The organism is Kribbella sp. NPDC049227 (genome assembly GCF_043197265.1).
Lineage (GTDB): Bacteria > Actinomycetota > Actinomycetes > Propionibacteriales > Kribbellaceae > Kribbella.
Genome location: NZ_JBICST010000006.1, coordinates 150994 through 170582, shown reverse-complemented (window position 1 = coordinate 170582; position 19589 = coordinate 150994). Strand labels below are relative to the sequence as shown.

Here is a 19589-nt window from a genome sequence, read left to right as displayed (position 1 = left end):
ACTGCAGGCCGATGACCCGGCCTGCTGGAGTTGATGGCATGCAGACAGTCGCTCGTACCCCGGTGCCCGCCCGGGCCGGACGCGCCGTCCGGGTCCAGCGGGGCGACCACGTCCGCGTCGTCGACGTCGCCGGCGGACAGGTCGGCGATCTCTTCGCGTACGTCGCAGCGCCGTCCGGGATCACCACGGAACACCTCAGCGCCTCGCATACGAGGACGGCAACCAGCCGGCTCTTCCCCGCCATCGGTGAAGCCTTCACTACCAACGAACGCCGCCCGATCCTGACCCTGCTCGAGGACACCTCACCGGGCCGGCACGACCTGCTCATCGCAGCCTGCGACGACGCCCGGTACGCCGGACTCGGCGTACCGGATCATCCGTCGTGTGCGCGGAACCTGCGGGACGCGCTCGGACGCGACCTCGACGTCGTACCGCAGCCGGTCAACCTCTTCATGCAGGTGCCGGTGCGCCGCGACGGCACCCTCGACTGGTTGCCGGCGGCCACGGCCCCTGGCGACTCGGTCACGTTCCGCGCCGAACTCGACTGCGTGGTCGTGGTCTCCGCGTGCCCGCAGGACCTGACCGTCATCAACAACTCCCGGCCGACCGATCTCGCCATCGAGGTCATGCGCTGACGGGCTACCCGGCGAGCTCGTCCGCTTCCAGTGCGAGGTAGAGATCCACCCGGTCCTCGGTTCGGGCGACGTCGCGGCCGGTCAGCTCGGTGATCCTGGCCAGGCGGTTCCGCAGGGTGTTCACGTGGACGTAGAGCGCGGCGGCGGTCGCGCCGTACTGGCCGTCATGAGCGAGGAAGGCTCGCAGCGTGGACTCGAGCTCACTGTCCCGCGTGTTGTCGTGCTGCCGTAGCGGTCCGAGCACACCGTCCGCGAAGTTGCGCAGCGTCCCGGCGTCCTGAAGTCCGAGGAGCAATCGGTGGGTCCCCAGTTCACGGAACGACGCGACCGCGTGTCCTCCGCGCCGGCGGCGCAGTACCTGGCAGGCCTCGCGGGACTGCACCAACGGCTGCCGCAACTCCCGCGCCGAGGCGGCGGTGTCACCGAGCCCGACGACCGGCTGGCGATCCGGGAATCGCTTCCGGAGCACGGTACACAGCGCCTCGGCCAATTCCTTGAGATCACGCCGGGGCTCTTGCAGTACCGCGACCACATCCTGACTGCCGCCGGCGACGACCACGGCCAGCCCTTGCGCCAGGAAGAACTCGCCGATCATCTCCGACAGGCCCGGCAAGGTCGACTCGGCACCGGCGGCGAACGCGACCGTCAGCACGGCCAGCCGGCCGGACGGATCCACCCCGAACGCCCGGAGCCGGTCGGGCACCTCGGCCGCCCGCTGCGCGCCGGACAGAATCATGTCCAGGAGCTCACTCGCGAACCGCAGCTCGATCGCCTGGATCGCCTGCTGCTTGGCGACCTCGAGGCTGAGGAAGCGTGCCACCTGGTCGAGCGCGTCCTGCTGCGGCTTGGTCAGCTCGGTGACCGGCCGCAGGCACAACAGGGCCGCGTCCGTGTCGCCGACGGCACCGACCAGAAACACTGTCGCGCGACCTTCCGGCCCACCGAGATCGATCTCCAGCGGTGGTGGATGGCGGGCCAGTCCGTCGGCAACGCGTCGGCGCTGATCTGCCGACAGGTCCACGCCCGCCGACGCCAGCGGCCTCGCCATCCGGTCCACGACCGCCAGCGGCAGCTCGTGCTCGCGCCGCAGTACAGCCAGTACGCCGGAAGCGCCCGCACCGTGCGAGATCGCCGAGGCCAGCGCATCACCGCGCCGAACCATGCCGACCAGAGCGTCCCGTCGCTCGTCGGCCTGCAGCGCCGACGCAGCCTCGGCCACCGCGGTGAACGGAACCGCGATCGAGATCTCCGCCAGTGGCAACTCCTCCCGCCGGCACGCCTCGATCAGCTCGGCCGGGGTCTGCGGCATCACGTCACGCAGCCCGAACACGATGCCCGCGGCACCGGACCGGCGTACGTTGGCCGCGAAGTCGGCCGCGGACGTCTCCCGCAGCCACAGTCCGTTGGTCAGCACGATCTCGCCGGTCCGAAGGTACGGCGACGGGTCCGGCAACTCGGTGCTGTGCACCCACAGCACCTCCCGCTCGACCGCTCCCTCCGCACCCGGAACGAGCAGCCGCAACTCGAGCGACCGATCGCTCAGCAGCGCACCAAGACTCAACACCCTGTGAACATATCCAGTGATCCGCGGATCAACTAGAGATACACCCACTCGGATGCATCGTCAGGCGGGGGTTTCGGCGGCGACGATCAGGAAGTTCGGGAGACGGGTGTAGGCGACGGCGCCTGGGAAGGAGGCTGCGGCGGCTGGGTCCAGCGCTGGTTCGACGACCTCGCGGAGGCGGCAGCCGAGGCTGGCCAGTTCGTTGAGGTACGCCGAGAGGGGGCGGTGGAAGTCGGGGGCGGAAGGGCCGTGGACGACGTACTCCTCCAGGTATCGGTCCTGGCGGTAATCGCCGTGCTCGCGCCAGCTCGTCAGCAGGTTCTCGAAGGCAGGGTGGACCAGGGCGAAGACGAACAGGCCGCCCGGTCGCAGCGCTTCTACGCAGGCGCGCATCGCGGGCTTCCAGTCAGGGATCGCCATCAACACCATGCTGCAGACCACGGCGTCGAAGGCACCGCCCAGGTCTGGCAGCCGGGTCAGGTCGGCCTGCACATACCGGACGCCCTGACCGATCTCGGCTTCCTTGTCACGAGCGAAGGTGACCATGGCCTCGGCCGGTTCGACGCCCACAACCTCAGCTCCGCGCTCGGCGAGCATGCGGCTGAAATACCCGTTGCCGCATCCGGCGTCCAGCACCCGCCGTCCCCGTACCTCGCCCAGCAGCCGCAAGAGCACAGGGTTCACCAGCTGCCGCTTGACGAAGTCCCCCTCCTCCGCGGTCGCCTCCATCGCCTCCTGCGTACTCGAGGCGTCCCACTGACTGATCGCGGCTTCGTTCGTCCAAGTCGAGTTCACCCAGCCGACCCTAGGACGCCCGGGCGCACATCTCGACCGAAATACGGCGTCCGTCGTGGGATCGTGGTGGCATGTCGATTGAGATTCGGCCGGCTGAGGTGTTCGACGATGTTCGTGCCGTCATCGGGCCGAAGTCGCCGACCTCGAATGTGTGCTGGTGTCTGAGCTACCGGATCCCGTCCAAGTTGAACAACGAACTCCGCGGACCGGATCGAGGCGAGTACGTCGCTGAACTGTGCCGTGCGGAACTGTCTCCGGGAGTCCTTGCCTATGACGACGAAACACCGGTGGGGTGGGCCGCGGTCGCGCCGCGCGCGGACACGTCGTTCGCCCGCAACCGCAAGATCCCGCAGGTCGACGACCTTCCGGTCTGGTCGCTGTGGTGCATCCGGGTCCGTCCCGGGCACCGCAAGCAGGGCATCTCCCACGCCCTGATCGACGGTGCCGTCGAGTTCGCTCGCAAGCACGGCGCGCCGGCGATCGAGGCGTACCCACTCGACAGCGGCGACGCCAAGGTCGACCTGACGATGGCCTACCCCGGCATCCGCAAGAACTTCGAACGAGCCGGCTTCACCAAGGCCGCCGACACCACCTCCGTCCTGGCCGGCCACCCCCGCATCCTCATGCGCCTCAACCTGAGCTGACCAGGAACTGTTCTCAGCGGTAGCGGCGGGAGACGTTTTCGGCGGTGGACTCGCCTGGTTGCCATTCGCTGATCCAGGGGCCGGTTCCTTCGGAGGGGTCGACGATGCCGGACTCGAGCCAGGTGTAGGCGCCGTCGAGGACTTGGTTCGCGAGGCGGCGGTCGGTGACGTCGGTGTTCTTCCAGAGCCGCTCGAACAGGTGATCCACCCGGAGTCTGGCCTGCTCGCAGAAGGCGCCTGCCAGCTCGTACGCCGTCTCGCCTCGGGTCGGATCGTCCGTGCGCAGCATCTCGGCCCGGGAGCAGGCGGCCGCCATCGCGAACAGCTCCGCGCCGATGTCGACGATCCGTCCCAGGAAGCCCTGCCGGTACTCGAGCTTCGCCTGCCAGCGGCCCATCCCGTAGAACGTCTGCCGTGCGAGCTTCCGCGAGGTGCGTTCGACGTACCGGAGGTGTTTCGCCAGCGGCCCGAACTCGGCGTACGACGTCGGCGCCGAACCCTTGCCGACGGCAAGCTGTGGAAGCCACTTCGCGTAGAAGCCGCTCGCCTTCACCGCTGCCTTCGCCTTGGCCTGCAGGTCGGCGTCCGCCGAGGCGAGATCGCCGGCCGCGGCCAGGTGCGCGTCGACGGCTTCACGGGCGATCAGCAGGTGCATGATCTCCGTCGATCCCTCGAAGATCCGGTTGATCCGCAGATCACGCAGAATCTGTTCGGCCGGCACCGCGCGTTCGCCGCGCGCCGCCTGCGAATCGGCGGTCTCGTAACCACGACCACCACGGATCTGGACCAGTTCGTCGGCGATCAGCCAAGTCATCTCGCTGGACCACAACTTCGCCAGCGCGGCTTCGATCCGGATGTCCTTGCTCCCCGCGTCGGCCAGCTTCGCCGAGAGGTCGAGCACTGCTTCGAGGCCGAAGGTGGTGGCGGCGATGAACGAGATCTTCTCGGCGACCGCGGCGTGCTTGCCGACTGGCCGCCCCCACTGGACCCGTTCCGCGGACCACTCCCGGGCGATCTTCAGACACCACTTGGCGGCCGCGGTGCAGGTTGCCGGGATGGAGAGCCGGCCCGTGTTCAGCGTGGTGAGCGCGATCCGCAGACCGTCACCCTCGCGCCCCAAGCGGTTCTCCACCGGCACGCGGACCTGGTGGAACCGAGTGACGCCGTTCTCCAGGCCGCGCAGTCCCATGAACGCGTTGCGGTTCTCCACCGTGATGCCTGGTGCGTCGGCCTCGACCACGAAAGCGCTGATGCCACCACGACCGCCTTCGTGTTTCGGCACCCGCGCCATCACGACGACCAGTTCGGCGATCACTCCGTTGGTGGTCCAGAGCTTCACTCCGTCGAGCAGATACGCCTGGCCGTCCTCGGTCGGGGTCGCCGTCGACGCCATCCGGGCAGGATCGGATCCGACGTCGGGCTCGGTCAGCAGAAACGCCGTCACCGCGCCGGCGGCGCACCGCGGCAGGAACTCGGCCTTCTGCTCGGCGGTGCCGAACATCTTGACCGGCTCCGGTACGCCGATCGACTGATGCGCGGACACCAGTGCGCCGAGGCTGGGATGAACCGATCCGACCATCATCAGGGCCTTGCCGTAGTACGTCGTCGACAGGCCGAGGCCGCCGTACTCGGTCGGGACCTTGATGCCGAACACGCCCAGCTCGGCGAAACCCCGCAGGTACTCGTCCGGGACCTTCGCCTCCCGCTCGATCAGCTGGCCGTCGAGGGTCTCGCAGTACGCCCTCAGCTTGGCCAGGAACTCCTCGCCTCGCGAGACGTCATCCGGGGCAGAGCGCGGGTGTGGGTGGATCAGCGACAGGTCGAAGTCACCGAGATACAGCTTCTTGGCGAAACTCGGCCGGTCCCACTCGGTCTGCCGTGCCGCCTCCGCGACTTCGCGGGCCTCGCGCTCGCTGGCGTTCCGTGCCGCTCCCGGCTGCTCGGTCATCTGCTCCGTAGGTACCTGCTCCGTGGTCACGCCGCATCCTCCCTGCTCGGGGGCACGTCCTTACCCACCAGTCTTACCCGGAAGTAGCTTTCTGTGAACCGTAGGGCGCACGGATCGGCCCGGGAAGCGGAACCGGATCCGTCGGCTCGACCGGCCCCGTGGGCTCGAGCGGTTCAGGCGGCATATGAGGCGCCGGTGGCTCCGAAGGCTCCGGCGGCTCTGGCGGCGGCATAGGCGGCTGAACCGCCCAGCCCGAACGTCCCTTGCCCATCGCCCAATCCTTCCCAGAGCCCGCCCGTCGTACTGCCCACGTGCCCCGTCCGCCCCGGATCCATTCGGTCAGCCGGTGTACGACCCGCAGGTCGTGCCTGAGCGTCGGTACTGCGAAGAGGTCCACGGGTACTACGACTTCCCGCCGTTCTGGGGTCCGCTGCCGCGGTGATTGATGCGGCCGGTCTCGTAGGCCCAGATGGCGATCTCGACGCGGTTCCGGGCGCCGATCTTGCCCATGACGCTGGTCAGGTGGGTTTTCACGGTGCTGAGGCTGATGTGGAGGTCTGTCGCGATCTCGGCGTTGGTCCGGCCGGTGGCCGTGGCGATCAGGACCTGCTCCTCGCGCGTCGTGAGCGGATCGACGAGCTGAACCGGCGTACGACCGGCGGGTGGGTCGGAGAACGCGGCGAGCAGTCGCGCGGTGATTCGCGGCGCGATCAGCGCGTCGCCGTTGGCAGCGGCGTGGATCGCCTGGACCAGAAGGTCCGGCCCGGCGTCCTTGAGCAAGAAGCCTCGCGCGCCCGCCTTCAGCGCGCCGTACACGTACTCGTCCACGTCGAACGTCGTGATCACCACGATCGCCATCGGGTCGTCGACACCGGCTCCGGCCAGCTCGCGGGTCGCGGCGATGCCGTCCATGCCAGGCATCCTGATGTCGAACAAGCACACGTCGGGCCGAAGCCGGCGCGCCAGCTCCACCGCCTCGCGCCCGTCAGCCGCCTGACCGACCACCTCGATGCCGGGTTGCGCCTCGAGGATCATCGCGAGCCCGGTACGGACGAGATCCTGGTCGTCGGCGACGAGCACCCGGATGCTCATCGGTCCGCCGTTCGCGGCAGCACGACGTCAACAGTCCAGCCCCGGTCGGAGGAAGGCCCGGCAGCGAACGAGCCGCCGAGAAGCATCGCGCGCTCGGTCATCCCCACCAACCCATAACCGGGCGAGGTCCCGGGCGCCGAGGCGCCTTCTCCGTCGTCGCGGATGGTGAGCCGTACGGCGTCGCCGTCCACCGCCACGCGGACATCGATGCGAGTCGCCTGACGCGCATGCCGTACGGCGTTCGTGATCGACTCCTGAGCGATGCGGTAGATCGCCGCATCCACCGCCGGTCCGAGATCCCCGACATCGCCCGACACCTCGACCTGAACCCGGTCCCCCACGCTGCGCGCGAGCCGCTGCAGGTCAGCCACTCCCGGGTTCGGCGCAAGCGCCGCCGTCCGTTCATCACGCAGTACGCCGACCATCCGCCGCATCTCGGCGAGAGTACGTGTGCCCTCCGCTTCGATCACCGCGAGCGCGTCCACCGCAGCCTCGAGACGGGAGGCGGCGACAGCCCGGCCGGCTTGCGCCCGGATGACGATCGCCGACACATGATGGGCGACGGTGTCGTGCAACTCGCGAGCCAACTGCTCGCGCTCGCGGAGCCGCACCTGGTCCAGTTCGCGCAGCCGGGCAGTCGACCGGTAGCGCACCGCGGCGCCGAGCGTTGCCGGGAACAACAAGAACATGCTGCCGAAGACGGATTCGACGTACGAGGTGAAGTCGCTGATGTTCGCCAGCACCATCGCGACCAGGATGATCACCAGCCCGATGCCGATCTCGCGCCCGGATCCCCAGCGGACGAGCGCGTAGGGCAGCAGGATCACGCAGATCATCGAATACAGGCCGAAGGGTGCGCGGCCGCTGATCAAGGCGACGATGTCGGTCACGATCACGGCACCGAACACCGCGGCCACCACGGCAAGAGGCTGGGTACGCCGCCACAGGAGCGCCCAGACGACGGCCACGCTCACCACGATCGCAACGGGCCTCCAGACCACGTCATCGCGGACCACGCCCTCGATGACAACCGCCGTCAGCAAGCCGGCGACGAGCACCCAGTCGCGCCACACCCGCTTGGGCGGATACGGCGCTCGCGGCTCGGCCAGTAGCGAGCGGATGGCGTTTCTCAACATGCCCACAGCGTAGGGACTTCGGGCGCCCAGCGGATCGGCTCAAAGTACGGCTCGTTGCTCGGCTGATCGGCCGAGGAAAGTCCGCCCCATCGCCCGAGGCGCGGGCCTGCTCGCCGCCGACACGATGATCGCGAACCCTCGCCGGATGATCGCGAGCCCTCGCAGAAGGAGCAGAACCATGAGGTCGAACCTGTACAGAGTGGGCCGGTACGCCGCACGCCGGCCGTGGGTGGTCATCGGGGCGTGGCTGGTGGTGGCGGCGTCCGGCGCCTTCGGCAAGAAGCTCGAGGAGTCGTTCGGGGCACCGGGCGTCGACTCGCAGTCCGCGACCGATCTATTGTCGGCCGCTGGAGCCGATCAGGCCGGCCTTACCGCGCAGGTGGTGGTCACCCCACGCGACCAGAACGCAACACTCACCTCACCGGAGCTGCGGGCTGCTCTGACCCAGGTCCGGTCGACCGCGGCCGGGCTTCCTCAGGTGGTTCGCGTCGGCGATCCCGTCATCTCACCCGACGGCCGGGTCGGTCTCATCCGCGTGCAGTACCCGGTGCTGGACAAGCTGGAGCCGAGCGACCTGGAGAACCTCAAGTCGTTGGCAGCGACGGGTTCGCCGCTGCGGATCGAGCTGGGCGGCGACCTGTTCTACGCCTTCGAGGAGGGCCAGGCGGGTCTCGGCGAGGCGTTCGGTCTGATCGCCGCGATCGTCATCCTGCTGCTCGCCTTCGGTTCGATCATCGCGATGGGCCTGCCGATCGGGATGGCGCTCTTCGGCCTCGCGCTAGGGATCAGTTCGCTGTCACTCGTCACGTACCTGATCGAGCTGCCCAGCTGGGCGCCTGTACTCGGCAGCATGATCGGTCTCGGCGTGGGTATCGACTACGCGCTGATCATCGTCACCCGGCACCGTGAGTCATTGGCCCGCGGGATGAGCGTCGAGGAGTCCGTCGGTCACGCGGTCGCCACCGCTGGTCAGGCTGTGCTCTTCGCCGGCGGCACGGTCGTGGTCGCGATCCTCGGGCTGGTCGTGGCCGGCGTACCGTTCATGACCGCCGGTGGCGTTGCCATCTCCCTCATCGTCCTGATCATGGTGCTCGCGTCGCTCACCCTGCTGCCGGCCTTCCTCGGCCTCGCCGGGCACCGGATCAACCGCCTCCGGGTACGTCGCGTGCGGTCCTCCCCCGGTCCGGGATGGCAGCGCTGGGCGGGACATGTGTCGCGGCACGCCGCCGCCTATGCCATCAGCGCGACCGTGTTGCTGCTGGCACTCGCGGCCCCGGTCCTCGCGCTGCGGGTCGGCACACCCGATGACGGCGCGCTTCCCGTGCAGCGAACCGAGCGCCGGGCGTACGACCTCGTCGCCTCGGGATTCGGTGCCGGGAGCAACGGTCCGCTGGTCATCGCCGTCGACATCTCGAAGGACGCCACCGTCGTGCAGCCGCTCGTCGACGCCGTCAAGGCCGATCCGGGCATCGCCTCGGTCGCCCCTCCCGAGGTGAACACCGCGGCCGGAGTCGCGACGCTGATCGCCGTACCGACGACCGGACCGCAGAACGGTGCCACGATGACCACAGTGAAGCGACTCCGCGCGGAGGTCTTCCCATCAGTATTGGGGCCGAGCCCAGCGACCGCGCATGTCGGTGGTCAGACGGCGACGCTCGCGGATGTCGGTGCCAAGGTCAACGATCGGCTCGGGCTGTTCATCGGTGCGGTGATCCTGCTGTCCGTTGTGCTGCTGACCTTCGTCTTCCGGTCGGTCGTCGTCCCGTTGAAGGCGGCGTTGATGAACCTGCTGAGCATCGGCGCGTCGTTCGGCGTGATGGTGATGGTGTTCCAGTGGGGCTGGGCGGCCGACCTGATCGGATTGGAGTCGACACTTCCGATCCTGCCCTTCATCCCGATGTTCATGTTCGCCGTGGTGTTCGGTCTCTCGATGGACTACGAGGTCTTCCTGCTCAGCCGGATCCGGGAGGAGTACGTGCGGACCGGCGACAACCACCGCGCGACGGTCCACGGCATCGCCACCACCGGCCGCGTCATCACCTCGGCGGCGCTCATCATGATCTCGGTGTTCGTCAGCTTCGCCCTCACCGACGATCCGACCGCGAAGATGTTCGGTCTGGGTCTCGCGGTTGCCGTGCTGATCGACGCCACCGTTGTGCGGCTGGCCTTGGTCCCAGCCCTGATGACTCTCCTCGGCGATGCCAATTGGTGGCTTCCGCGGCGCTGGCGGACGCGCACGGGTGATGTCACGGACCGAGTGGCTGTCCTGTCTAAGTGAGCGACTGGTCTGTCCCCGTCCTTCATGGAGGTCATTCAGGTGCCGCACAGCGCTCCACCCCACGTGCACGGCAGCCACCAGGTCGCCCGGGACCATTGCCTCAGCCCGGTACGCGCCGTCGACCGGCCCACCGGCTCGGCGCGTTACGGGCGGATGTTCCCCGGGCTGGAGCCGCTCGGCACCGACCCTCAGATGCTGATGCGCGCAGGCGGCACCGGTGGCATCTGCGACGCCGCCGCCGCCCTGGACGAGGTCAGCGCGGGCGACGACGCGACGCAAGCCGCGGGCTGGCCGTTCTTCGGCCAGTTGATCGCCCACGACATCACCGCCGACCGCTCACCCATCGCCGGTGGCGTCGACGCCGAGGCACTGCGCAACGCCCGTACTCCGAGGCTCAACCTGGAGATCGTGTACTCCGACGGCCCGATCGGATCGCCGTACCTGTTCGATCTGCGTGGCCCCGCGAAGTTCCTGCTCGGTCCCGATGGTGGCGACGTACCCCGCAACCACCAGGGCGTCGCGTTGATCGGTGACCCGCGCAACGACGTCCATCTGTTCTCGTTGACTCTGCACGTCGCCTTGCTGCATGCCCACAATCGGATTGTTGACAAGCTGCGGGTGGACGGCGTACCCGAGGCCGATATCTTCGGCGAGGCCCGCACCGCGCTGACGTGGCACTACCAGTGGATCGTGGTGCACGACTTCCTGCCGCGGCTGGTCGGCGCGCCACTGGTGGAGCAGGTGCTCGCCGAGGGCGGGCGGTGGTTCACGCCGGCGCCGCTGCAGGCGTACATCCCGCTGGAGTTCGCCGATGCGGCGTACCGGTACGGACATGGCCAGATCCGGCACACCTACCGGCTCGTCGAGGGCGGTCCCGCCGTACCGCTGTTCCCCGACCTGGTCGGGTTCGGGCCACCGCCGGCCGACAGGCGTCTCGATCTCGCGCAGATCTTCGATCTGCCTGGCCGCCCACCCGCGCAGCGCGCCAAACGCCTCGACGGCCGGCTCGCCGCCAGCCTCATCGGGCTGCCCGAGCAGGTGACCGGCGCGGTCGACACCGACTCCTACCGCTCGCTGGCGGTACGCGACCTGCTCCGCGGCGAGACGACGCAGCTGCCCAGCGGCGAGGCGATCGCCAGGCTCATCGGCGCAGAGCCGCTGACCGCCGACGAGCTGGAGCAGAACTGGCCGCACGGTACGCCGCTGTGGTTCTACATCCTCAAGGAGTCCGAGCACCGCGGCGACGGCGACCGGCTGGGCGCGGTCGGCGGCCAGATCGTCGCGGAGGTCCTGATCGGCCTGCTTCGCGCCGATCCGGCCAGCTACTTGAGCCTCGAGCCGACCTGGGAGCCGACCCTGCCTACCGCCGGGCCAACCTTCGGCCTGGCCGACCTACTCACCCTCAGCATTCCGGCAGCCGGGGTAGGTCAGGAACGGTCGTAGTGGCTTGGCGGGAACGGGTGCTTTTCCGTCAGTGGATAGACCTCGCCCTCGGCCTCTTCCCGGCGGAGCTCCGCCTCGGCCTCCTGGTACTCCTCGGACTCGGTGAGGTCGGTCGGCACCGGCTCGTCGGTCGCCGGCGGTACGTCGTCCGGATCGTAGTCGTCGATGCCCGCCTCGACCCGCTCCTGCTCGGTCCGCCGGGCCAGCTCGTCGTCGTCGGGGCGCAGCGACGAAGCCCCGCCATGCTCCCGCCGATCGCGCCGAGCATCCTCAGACGTCTCGAACGGTTCATCCGTCATGATTCCTCCTCAAGCGCAGCTGGCGGTCGTGCGGCCGTCAGGAACCACAGTAGTCACCCCTCGCTCGGCACCGGAGCGACCTCGAAGTGGGTGACTGTGTCCTCCCGGTCGAGGAGGTAGGCGTCGTCCTCGGGGTAGTACTTGGCATGGCTGATGTCGTCGCCGGCGAAGGCGCGGATGTGGTCGAGGTCGGTCCACCAACTCAGCGTGATGATCTCGGTCCGGCCGTCGCCGAGATCGCGGATGAGCAGCTGTGCGCCCTGGTTTCCCGGCGTACGCCGATAGCCGGACATCCCGGTGCGCTCGACGATGTCGACGTACTCGGCCGCCTTCTCGGTGGGCACCCAGCCCCGCCACATGCGCGCGATCATGCGATCACCGTACGCCGGACAGCGGGGCGCGAACCCTGCTCGGACAGATAGGGTTTCGACAGCCGCGACCTTGGGGGGAGGCCCATGCTCGACCGGCCCGAGTCTGCCCTGAGCATCGTCGTCCAGTCGCGTTTCTACCGTTCGGCGTTCCTGTCCTTGCTGATCGCCGGGATCGGGGTGTCGGCCGCGACTCCTCAGCTGACCCTGTTCCTCGTCCGCGACCTGGGCGCTCCCCTGCCCGTGGCCGGCCTGTACTACGTCACGAACCTGGCCGCGCCGGTCGCCGGCTACGCAGTCGGCCGGCTGTCGGACCGGAGCCATGATCGACTGCTCTGGTTCCGCATCTGCGCGCTGATCGGGACTGCCGCCTGGCTCGCGATGGCGGCGGCGAACACGGTCTGGCTCCCGTTCGTGATCAGTGCCGTGGCGCTGAGTGTCGCCGGCGGATCCATGGCGCAGCTGTTCGCGGCCTGCCGGGACGAGCTGAGCCGGCACCCGACGAAAGCCGAGAACCGGGTCGTGGCAACGGTCCGGATGGCGTTCACGACCGGCTGGATCCTCGGACCGGTGTTCGGCAGCTGGTTCGGCGGAATGTTCGGGCTTCGGGCGCTCTTGGTCGCGACCGCCGTCTGCACCTTCGCGCAACTGATCCCGCTAGGGCGCCAACGCGTGGAGCGCTATCACAACGTGTCGTTGCCGCCGCGGACCGCGAGCCGGCGGCAGATCGACCACCTGATGCCGTTGCTGATCTTCACCGCTGTCTGCGTACTGGCGATGACCGGTGACACGATCAAGTTCGGCTACCTGCCCATCTACATGGCCGAACAGCTCCACGTCTCCGATTCGGTGCGCGGCGCGGTGATCGGCGTACAGCCACTGCTCGAGCTGCTGCTGCTCCCGGTGGTCGCCCGACTGGCCGACCGCTTCGGGCCGATGCTGGTCATGACGGGAGGCGCCGCGCTGGGCCTGGCCGGGAACCTCGCTTACGCGACAAGTACCTCGGTCGGCGGACTGTTCCTCGGGCAAGCCCTGACGGCCGGCCTGTGGGCCTGCGTCGGCGGGCTCGGAGTGTCGATCGCCCAGCAGCTCTACCCCGAGGGCGTCGGTACGGCGTCCGGCATCTTCCTCAGCGCGATCCCGCTCGGCTCCGCGGTCGGCGGCACGATCGGCGGCATCGGCGTGGCAGCCATCGGGCTCCCCCACGTCTTCTTCGTGCCGGCCGTGCTGACGACGTTCGCCATGATCGCGTTCGGCGTACTCACGGCGCGCAAGCATCTGCAATGATCCCGTGATGTCGCGGCGCCTATACGTTGTCGATGCGATGTGTCGTACCCGGGGGCTCTTGTTCGACGCATTGACGACAGCACGTCACATCACCCCAAGGAGGAACTGATGCGCACCCTGATCGCCACCGCGTTCGTCTCACTCGACGGCGTCGTCGAGGCACCCGGCGGGGAGCCCGGCTACCGCAACTCCGGCTGGACGTTCAAGGACGTCGCGTTCGACGAGGCGGCGTACGAGCTCAAAGGCCGCGAGCAGGAGCAGGCCGCGGCCATGATGATGGGCCGGGTCAGCTACGAGGCCTTCTCACCGGTCTGGCCGGACATGCTCGACGACTTCCCGCGCTACAAGGTCCTGCCGAAGTACGTCGTGTCGACCACCCTGCAGGACAAGGACCTGGTCACCAACTGGGGCGACATCACCATCCTGCGCTCGCTGGACGACGTCGCCGCGCTCAAGGAGACCGACGGCGGCCCGATCATCATCCACGGCAGCGCCACCCTGGACCGCAACCTGTCCGACGCCGGCCTGATCGACCGCTACCACCTGCTCGTCTTCCCGGTCCTCCTCGGCGCCGGCAAACGCCTCTTCAGCGACACCGACAAGGACAAGCAGAACCTCACCCTGGCCGAGAGCCAGTCCTACCCCAACGGCATCCAGAAGCTCGTGTACGACGTAACCCGCTAACCGGTCCGAGACACCCCGGACGGACACCCACCCCGGTGTCCGTCCGGCGTCTCGCCCGCGGCGTGGGAGTGACCAACCACACCCGTACAGGTCAGGTGATCGGGGGCAGGGCGGTTGGGATGTGGTTGAGGCGTGGGTATCGTTAGTTTTGCTAACGATATTGTTTGGGGTGTACACGTGAGTTCTGCACCGGTGGGTACGTCGTCCCGGTTCACTGTTGATGCCGACCATCCTCGCTACAAATGGATCGCGCTCTCGAACACCACGGTGGGGATGCTGATGGCAACCATCAACTCCTCCATCGTGATCATCTCGCTGCCGGACATCTTCCGCGGCATCAAGCTGGATCCGCTGCAGCCGGGCAACGTGAGTTACCTACTGTGGATGCTGATGGGCTTCCTGCTCGTCACCGCGGTCCTGGTCGTCTCCCTCGGCCGGCTCGGCGACATCTACGGCCGGGTGAAGATCTACAACCTCGGTTTCGCCGTGTTCACGGCCGGGTCGATCGCCCTGGTGTTCGATCCGTTCACCCAAGGCAGCGGCGCACTCTGGCTGATCCTGTGGCGGCTGGTTCAAGGCGTCGGGGCCGCGATGCTGTTCGCGAACTCGACCGCGATCCTCACCGACGCGTTCCCCTCCGATCGGCGGGGTTTCGCGCTGGGCATCAACCAGGTCGCCGCCATCGGCGGGTCGTTCGTGGGGCTGATCATCGGCGGTCTGCTCGCACCGGTGGACTGGCGGCTGGTCTTCCTCATCTCCGTACCGTTCGGCCTGATCGGCACGGTCTGGTCGTACAAGAGCCTGCGCGAGACCAGTGTCCGCACGCGGGCGCGCGTCGACTGGGTCGGCAACGCACTGTTCGCGGTCGGCCTCACCGCGATCCTGGCGGGCATCACGTACGGCATCCAGCCGTACGGCGCCCACGACATGGGCTGGACGAATCCGTGGGTACTGGCCGGACTGATCGGCGGCGCCGCCTTGCTGGCCGTGTTCTGCGTGGTCGAGGCACGGGTCGAGTCCCCGATGTTCAACCTGTCGCTGTTTCGCATCAGAGCATTCACGGCGGGCAACCTGGCTGGTCTGCTGGCCTCGGTGAGCCGGGGCGGACTGCAGTTCATGCTGATCATCTGGCTGCAAGGCATCTGGCTGCCGCTGCACGGCTACAGCTTCGCCAGCACGCCACTGTGGGCCGGCATCTACCTGCTGCCACTGACCGTTGCGTTCCTGATCGCGGGACCGTTGTCCGGCTTCCTGTCCGATCGGTACGGCGCCCGGGCCTTCGCGACCGGCGGCCTACTGCTGGCGGCGCTCAGCTTCCTCGGTCTCATGATGCTGCCCACCAACTTCAACTACTGGGCCTTCGGTGGCTTGCTGGTGCTGAACGGCATCGGTTCCGGGCTGTTCTCCGCGCCGAACACCACCGCGATCATGAACAGTGTTCCGGCCAACCGCCGCGGCGTCGCGTCCGGTATGCGCGGCACGTTCTTCAACTCCGGTACGTCGCTGTCCATCGGCATCTTCTTCAGCCTGATGATCGTCGGCCTCGCGCAGACGTTGCCGGCGGCACTGACCTCCGGCCTCGAAGCACACGGGGTCTCCGCAACGGTCGCGACCGGCATCGGACAGCAACCGCCCGTCGGCAGCCTGTTCGCCGCCTTCCTCGGCGCGAACCCGATCGGGACGCTCCTCGGCGGCCTGCCTGCCTCGGCGATCCAAGGCGCCGACCTGAACACCCTGACCAGCAAGCAGTTCTTCCCGCAACTGATCGCCACCCCGTTCCATCACGGCCTGGTGATCGTGTTCAGCGCAGCCATCGCGATGTCCCTCATCGCCGCCGTCGCCTCACTCTTCCGCGGCACCCGCTACGTCCACACCGACTGACCCTCAAAGGAGCAAGCAAAAATGAAGAAGCCACTGATGGTTGTGGTGGGTGTTGTGGTGGCGCTCCTTGGCCTCCTCTTCAGCCTGCAAGGCGCCGGTGTCATCGGCGGCAGCGCGATGAGCGGCACCACGTTCTGGACAGTCGCAGGCCCGATCATCATGGTGATCGGGCTGGTCGTCGCCGCCGTCGGAGTCAGGGGCCGGACGCGCTGATCAGAGTGCGGAGGGCACGGAGCGCGTAGTACGACCTGGATTTCACGGTGCCGGGAGGTACGCCGAGTTCGCGGGCGGCCTCGGTGACGGATCGGCCGCGGTAGTACAGCTCCACCACGACGTCGCGATGTTCGGCGGATACCTGGCGAAGCGCGTCGCCGAGCATCATGGTGTTCACCACGGACTCGGAGTGATCTCCATGGACGCGGCTGTGCTCAGCGATGGCCCCCAGCTCCACGGGACGAAGGGCTCGAGCCCGGGCGCGGTCGGCGACCAGGTTCCGCGCGACCGTGAGCAGCCAGCCGAGCACCGAGCCCTTGTCCTCGACCAGGTCGTCGGCGTGTTTCCAGGCCCGGACGAGCGTCTCCTGGACGATGTCCTCGGCTCCGGTCCGGTCGCCGGTCAGCCGGGTGACGAACATCAGCACGCTGCGCCCGTACTCGGCGTACAAGCCGCTGACCAGTACGTCGGACCGGCAGCGGTCCGCCTCGCCCATGACTGCCCTTCCCGGCGAGATCGTCAGAACCGGCTGTCGGGCGCCATCAGCGCGACCGCCGTCGGCAGCACAAGACCCGCCGCGACGAGCGCGAGCAGGAACAGGCGCAGCTGCTCCTTGTCCAGTTCGTCGTACAGGTGCTGCGCCGGGTGAGGTACGTCGAGCGCGAGGGCTGCCTGGGCCGCCCGCAGGCTGATCAGCGATTCCAGCTCCGACATCCTGCGGACCCGCAAGACGCGGTCGTCCGAGCGTGCGTACCTGTCGTGCCGCTGCAGCAACTGCCGAAGGCTGACCGCGATCTCCTCGATCGGCGGCCCGATCGGCTCCAGAGCGCTGTCCGGGATGTTGCCGAGCCGCGGGGACCTCACCCGGCGTACGACGAGATAGGTCCCGCCCGACAGCAGCGCGAGTGACAGTCCGCAGAGAACGACGACGATCATGTGCCCGGAATCCCTTGACTCGAAGCGATCTGGGTCCCCCAGGCGAGTGGCGCCTGCTTCACCGGGTACTGCGCGCGATGCGCCGGTGCTCGGCGAGCTTCAAGGCGTTGCATCCGTTGGCCTCGGCAATGATGTAGTGCACCACGCTCATCACGATCGCGTCGGTTTGAGTGGGTTCGATCCGGTCCGAGTCGCAGACCCGGCACCGCATCAGCCACTCGCCGGCCCGCTCGCTGCAGACGACGACCGGGGCGCCGTCAGTTACCGGGTTGTATTCGACGACCACGTTCACTGTTCGACCTCCTCGTACCGTCGGGCGCGGCACCGTCCGGGGGCAGATCGCCCTCCGGCGAGGGTGGGACGGGTTAGCCGGGGCCGGCTCCCGTCACACCTCCCGGGACACCTGTGGGGACTCTCCCAGACTGGGCCGTCCGCCCCTGCCCGGTCGACACGGCCAGCCCCCGTCCGTCCCCCCTGCTAGCAGGAATCGGACGAACCCCGCGGACAGCAGGAAGGCACCTCCTGCGGCCGTACGCCGTAGGAGGTGCCTGCGCCGTCGTACGGTCAGGCGGCGGCCTGCTCGATCTGCTGCCCGTCGACGCTGAGGACGACCTCGATGTTGCCGCGGGTGGCGTTGGAGTACGGGCACCGCTGCTCCGCGCGGAGCATCAGGTCCGCGGCGTCGGCCGCCGAGAGATTCGGTGCGTGCAGGTCCAAGGTCACCTGCAGGCCGAAGCCGCCGTGACCGGTCGGGCCGATCCCGACCCGGGACCGGATCTGGGAGTCGGCGGCGTCGAGCTTGCGACCCTGCGCGACGCCCAGGAGCGCCGACTGGAAGCAGGCCGCGAAACCCACCGCGAACAGTTGCTCGGGATTGGTGCCGGGACCACCCTGGCCGCCCATGTCCGCGGGGACCGACAGGTCGACGTCCAGATGACCATCGGTACTCCGACCATGCCCGGCCCGGCCGCCCTCCACGGTCGCCTCGGCGGTGTAGAGCACCCTGCTCAACGGTGTGGCTGGCATTCTGCTTCCTCTCTGACGCGCTGACAGACGGAGTCCCCAGGACGCGGGGGCTCACCTCCGACGATCGCGCGCGAGCGGGCCGATGTCGCTGCGGCCAGCCTCCGACTTCGCGTACAGCCAGCCGGACGTCAGTCCTTCCCGTTAGCAGGTAGGTCAGGAGAGTCCGGCAGAGGGTCAGTCGTTGCAGCAGCCGTCGGCGCATCCATCCCCGGCACTGCCATCGGCGAGGGGTGCGCAGCAGCCTTCGCCGCGCCAGGCTTGGAGACCCTCGCGCACCGCGACGCCGGCGATGACCAGCCCGGCGATCGGGTCGGCCCAGCCCCAGCCGAGGGTCGCGTTCAGCATCAGGCCCAGGAGCAGGACGGCCGACAAGTAGGTGCAGAGGAGAGTCTGGGTGGAGTCGGCAACGACTGCGTTCGAGCCGAGTGCCCGGCCAGTACGGCGCTGCGCCCACGACAGCAACGGCATGACGATCAGCGAAGCGATCGCCAGCCCGATCCCGACCGGTGAGGTGTCCGGGTCAGCGCCCGTGATCAGCGTACGGATCGACTCGAAGCCGACGTACGCCGCGAGTGCGAAGAACGAGAACGCGAGCAGCCGCAACGCCTGACGTTCGCGGGTCTCCGGGAGGTGGTGGCGGAACTGCCACAAGATGATCAGTCCGCTGGAAACCTCCACGACCGAGTCGAGCCCGAAGCCGACCAGCGCAACGGAACCGGCCACGAGGCCCGCGCTGATGGCGACCCCGGCCTCGACCACGTTGTAGGCGACCGACGCACCGGCGAGCAGCTGAGCACGGCGGCCCAGGCGGCGCCGCTCCTCCGGATCCCTGGTCCAGGTGCTGGGCGGCGCGCTGGTGAGCTGCACCGGCTGCAACTGCAACTCCGGCCGGCCGGAGGTTTCATGCTGCTCTGGGTGGTTGTGGCTCATGGCGTGGTGTCCTGGGTCTGGCGTGCTGCCTCGCCGAAGTTCGGGCAGAGTGCGACCGCGTCGCCGGTCAGGCTCAGCAGCCGCTCGGCCGCCGACAACATCTCGAGCGTCGCCTCAGGATGCGTGAGGCTGAACACCGAAGCCCGCCCCTGCGGCCGCGACTGCACCAGCCCGCAGTCGCGCAAGCAAGCCAAGTGCTTCGACACCGTCGACTGCGCCAGCCCAAGATGTTCAGTCAGATCCACCACGCGATGCTCACCCAGCGACAGATGCCGCACAATCGCCAGCCGAGACACATCACTGAACCCGTTGAAAAGACACGCCGCCACCACCAGCGCCCGTGCCTCGCCCACCCCAACATCGACTGTCCCAGCTGTCATCGCCATCCAGCGATGTTATCGGCTGAGGTGCCAAAGGGGAAGCTGCGCGG

Annotated in this window: 21 protein-coding genes; 8 read left to right on the top strand and 13 right to left on the bottom strand. The window is 68.4% G+C overall.

Annotation, left to right across the window (positions count from 1 at the left end; genetic code table 11):
• The first annotated feature begins 38 nt into the window (after positions 1–38).
• Positions 39–635 (top strand): DUF1989 domain-containing protein, encoded by a 597-nt coding sequence (locus ACGFH6_RS26830; RefSeq protein ID WP_393389182.1) that lies wholly within the window; start codon positions 39–41, stop codon positions 633–635.
• Positions 636–639: 4 nt separating this feature from the next.
• Here ACGFH6_RS26830 and ACGFH6_RS26825 read toward each other — a convergent pair whose 3' ends face one another.
• Positions 640–2199, bottom strand: a complete 1560-nt coding sequence (locus tag ACGFH6_RS26825; protein WP_393389180.1) for a PucR family transcriptional regulator — start codon at positions 2197–2199, stop codon at positions 640–642.
• A 60-nt stretch (positions 2200–2259) separates the two neighbouring features.
• The gene (locus tag ACGFH6_RS26820) at positions 2260–2994 is read right to left on the bottom strand and encodes a class I SAM-dependent methyltransferase (RefSeq protein WP_393389179.1); all 735 of its coding nucleotides are present in this window, start codon (positions 2992–2994) and stop codon (positions 2260–2262) included.
• A 71-nt stretch (positions 2995–3065) separates the two neighbouring features.
• Here ACGFH6_RS26820 and ACGFH6_RS26815 point away from each other — a divergent pair, with 71 nt between their 5' ends.
• The gene (locus ACGFH6_RS26815; protein ID WP_393389176.1) at positions 3066–3638 is read left to right on the top strand and encodes a GNAT family N-acetyltransferase; all 573 of its coding nucleotides are present in this window, start codon (positions 3066–3068) and stop codon (positions 3636–3638) included.
• Between the two features lie 13 nt (positions 3639–3651).
• Here ACGFH6_RS26815 and ACGFH6_RS26810 read toward each other — a convergent pair whose 3' ends face one another.
• The 3 genes from ACGFH6_RS26810 to ACGFH6_RS26800 all read right to left on the bottom strand — a co-directional run bounded on the left by ACGFH6_RS26810 (position 3652) and on the right by ACGFH6_RS26800 (position 7814).
• Positions 3652–5616: an acyl-CoA dehydrogenase family protein gene (locus tag ACGFH6_RS26810; RefSeq protein WP_393389174.1), complete on the bottom strand. Its 1965-nt coding sequence runs from the start codon at positions 5614–5616 to the stop codon at positions 3652–3654.
• 372 nt (positions 5617–5988) lie between these two features.
• On the bottom strand, positions 5989–6678 hold the full coding sequence (locus ACGFH6_RS26805) for a response regulator (RefSeq protein ID WP_393389172.1): 690 nt from the start codon (positions 6676–6678) through the stop codon (positions 5989–5991).
• Positions 6675–7814, bottom strand: coding sequence for a sensor histidine kinase (locus ACGFH6_RS26800; RefSeq protein ID WP_393389169.1), 1140 nt, complete (start codon positions 7812–7814; stop codon positions 6675–6677). The genes ACGFH6_RS26805 and ACGFH6_RS26800 overlap by 4 nt, the downstream gene beginning before the upstream one ends.
• A 178-nt stretch (positions 7815–7992) precedes the next feature.
• Here ACGFH6_RS26800 and ACGFH6_RS26795 point away from each other — a divergent pair, with 178 nt between their 5' ends.
• Entirely contained in the window at positions 7993–10092 is a 2100-nt protein-coding gene (locus tag ACGFH6_RS26795; protein ID WP_393389166.1) for an MMPL family transporter, read from the top strand.
• A gap of 24 nt (positions 10093–10116) precedes the next feature.
• Positions 10117–11535: a peroxidase family protein gene (locus ACGFH6_RS26790; RefSeq protein ID WP_393389163.1), complete on the top strand. Its 1419-nt coding sequence runs from the start codon at positions 10117–10119 to the stop codon at positions 11533–11535.
• On the opposite strand, the gene ACGFH6_RS26785 is transcribed toward ACGFH6_RS26790, so the two are convergent.
• Both ACGFH6_RS26785 and ACGFH6_RS26780 read right to left on the bottom strand, forming a co-directional pair.
• Positions 11520–11834, bottom strand: coding sequence for a hypothetical protein (locus tag ACGFH6_RS26785; protein ID WP_393389160.1), 315 nt, complete (start codon positions 11832–11834; stop codon positions 11520–11522). The genes ACGFH6_RS26790 and ACGFH6_RS26785 overlap by 16 nt on opposite strands.
• 53 nt (positions 11835–11887) lie before the next feature.
• Positions 11888–12205 carry an antibiotic biosynthesis monooxygenase family protein gene (locus ACGFH6_RS26780; RefSeq protein WP_393389157.1) on the bottom strand — a complete coding sequence of 106 codons (318 nt, stop codon included), beginning with the start codon at positions 12203–12205 and terminating at the stop codon, positions 11888–11890.
• An 84-nt stretch (positions 12206–12289) separates the two neighbouring features.
• On the opposite strand from ACGFH6_RS26780, the gene ACGFH6_RS26775 reads away from it, so the two are divergent.
• The 4 genes from ACGFH6_RS26775 to ACGFH6_RS26760 all read left to right on the top strand — a co-directional run bounded on the left by ACGFH6_RS26775 (position 12290) and on the right by ACGFH6_RS26760 (position 16267).
• Entirely contained in the window at positions 12290–13489 is a 1200-nt protein-coding gene (locus ACGFH6_RS26775; protein ID WP_393389154.1) for an MFS transporter, read from the top strand.
• Positions 13490–13597: 108 nt separating this feature from the next.
• Positions 13598–14173 carry a dihydrofolate reductase family protein gene (locus tag ACGFH6_RS26770; protein WP_393389151.1) on the top strand — a complete coding sequence of 192 codons (576 nt, stop codon included), beginning with the start codon at positions 13598–13600 and terminating at the stop codon, positions 14171–14173.
• Positions 14174–14350: 177 nt separating this feature from the next.
• Positions 14351–16054: an MFS transporter gene (locus ACGFH6_RS26765; protein WP_393389149.1), complete on the top strand. Its 1704-nt coding sequence runs from the start codon at positions 14351–14353 to the stop codon at positions 16052–16054.
• Positions 16055–16075: 21 nt separating this feature from the next.
• Positions 16076–16267, top strand: a complete 192-nt coding sequence (locus tag ACGFH6_RS26760) for a hypothetical protein (protein ID WP_393389146.1) — start codon at positions 16076–16078, stop codon at positions 16265–16267.
• Here the strand turns inward: ACGFH6_RS26760 and ACGFH6_RS26755 are convergent.
• From ACGFH6_RS26755 to ACGFH6_RS26730, 6 genes are all read right to left on the bottom strand, one after another.
• Complete coding sequence (locus ACGFH6_RS26755; RefSeq protein ID WP_393389143.1) at positions 16248–16763, bottom strand: sigma-70 family RNA polymerase sigma factor; 516 nt, start codon at positions 16761–16763, stop codon at positions 16248–16250. The two genes, ACGFH6_RS26760 and ACGFH6_RS26755, sit on opposite strands and share 20 nt — an antisense overlap.
• Positions 16764–16786: 23 nt before the next feature.
• Complete coding sequence (locus tag ACGFH6_RS26750; protein WP_393389140.1) at positions 16787–17203, bottom strand: hypothetical protein; 417 nt, start codon at positions 17201–17203, stop codon at positions 16787–16789.
• A 58-nt stretch (positions 17204–17261) separates the two neighbouring features.
• Positions 17262–17495: a hypothetical protein gene (locus ACGFH6_RS26745; protein ID WP_393389138.1), complete on the bottom strand. Its 234-nt coding sequence runs from the start codon at positions 17493–17495 to the stop codon at positions 17262–17264.
• A gap of 272 nt (positions 17496–17767) precedes the next feature.
• The gene (locus ACGFH6_RS26740) at positions 17768–18229 is read right to left on the bottom strand and encodes an organic hydroperoxide resistance protein (protein WP_393389137.1); all 462 of its coding nucleotides are present in this window, start codon (positions 18227–18229) and stop codon (positions 17768–17770) included.
• Between the two features lie 174 nt (positions 18230–18403).
• A complete protein-coding gene (locus ACGFH6_RS26735) occupies positions 18404–19159 on the bottom strand; it encodes a cation diffusion facilitator family transporter (RefSeq protein ID WP_393389134.1) in 756 nt (251 codons plus the stop codon).
• Positions 19156–19512, bottom strand: coding sequence for an ArsR/SmtB family transcription factor (locus ACGFH6_RS26730; protein WP_393389131.1), 357 nt, complete (start codon positions 19510–19512; stop codon positions 19156–19158). Before ACGFH6_RS26730 ends, ACGFH6_RS26735 begins: the two co-directional genes overlap by 4 nt.
• Between the last annotated feature and the right edge of the window lie 77 nt (positions 19513–19589).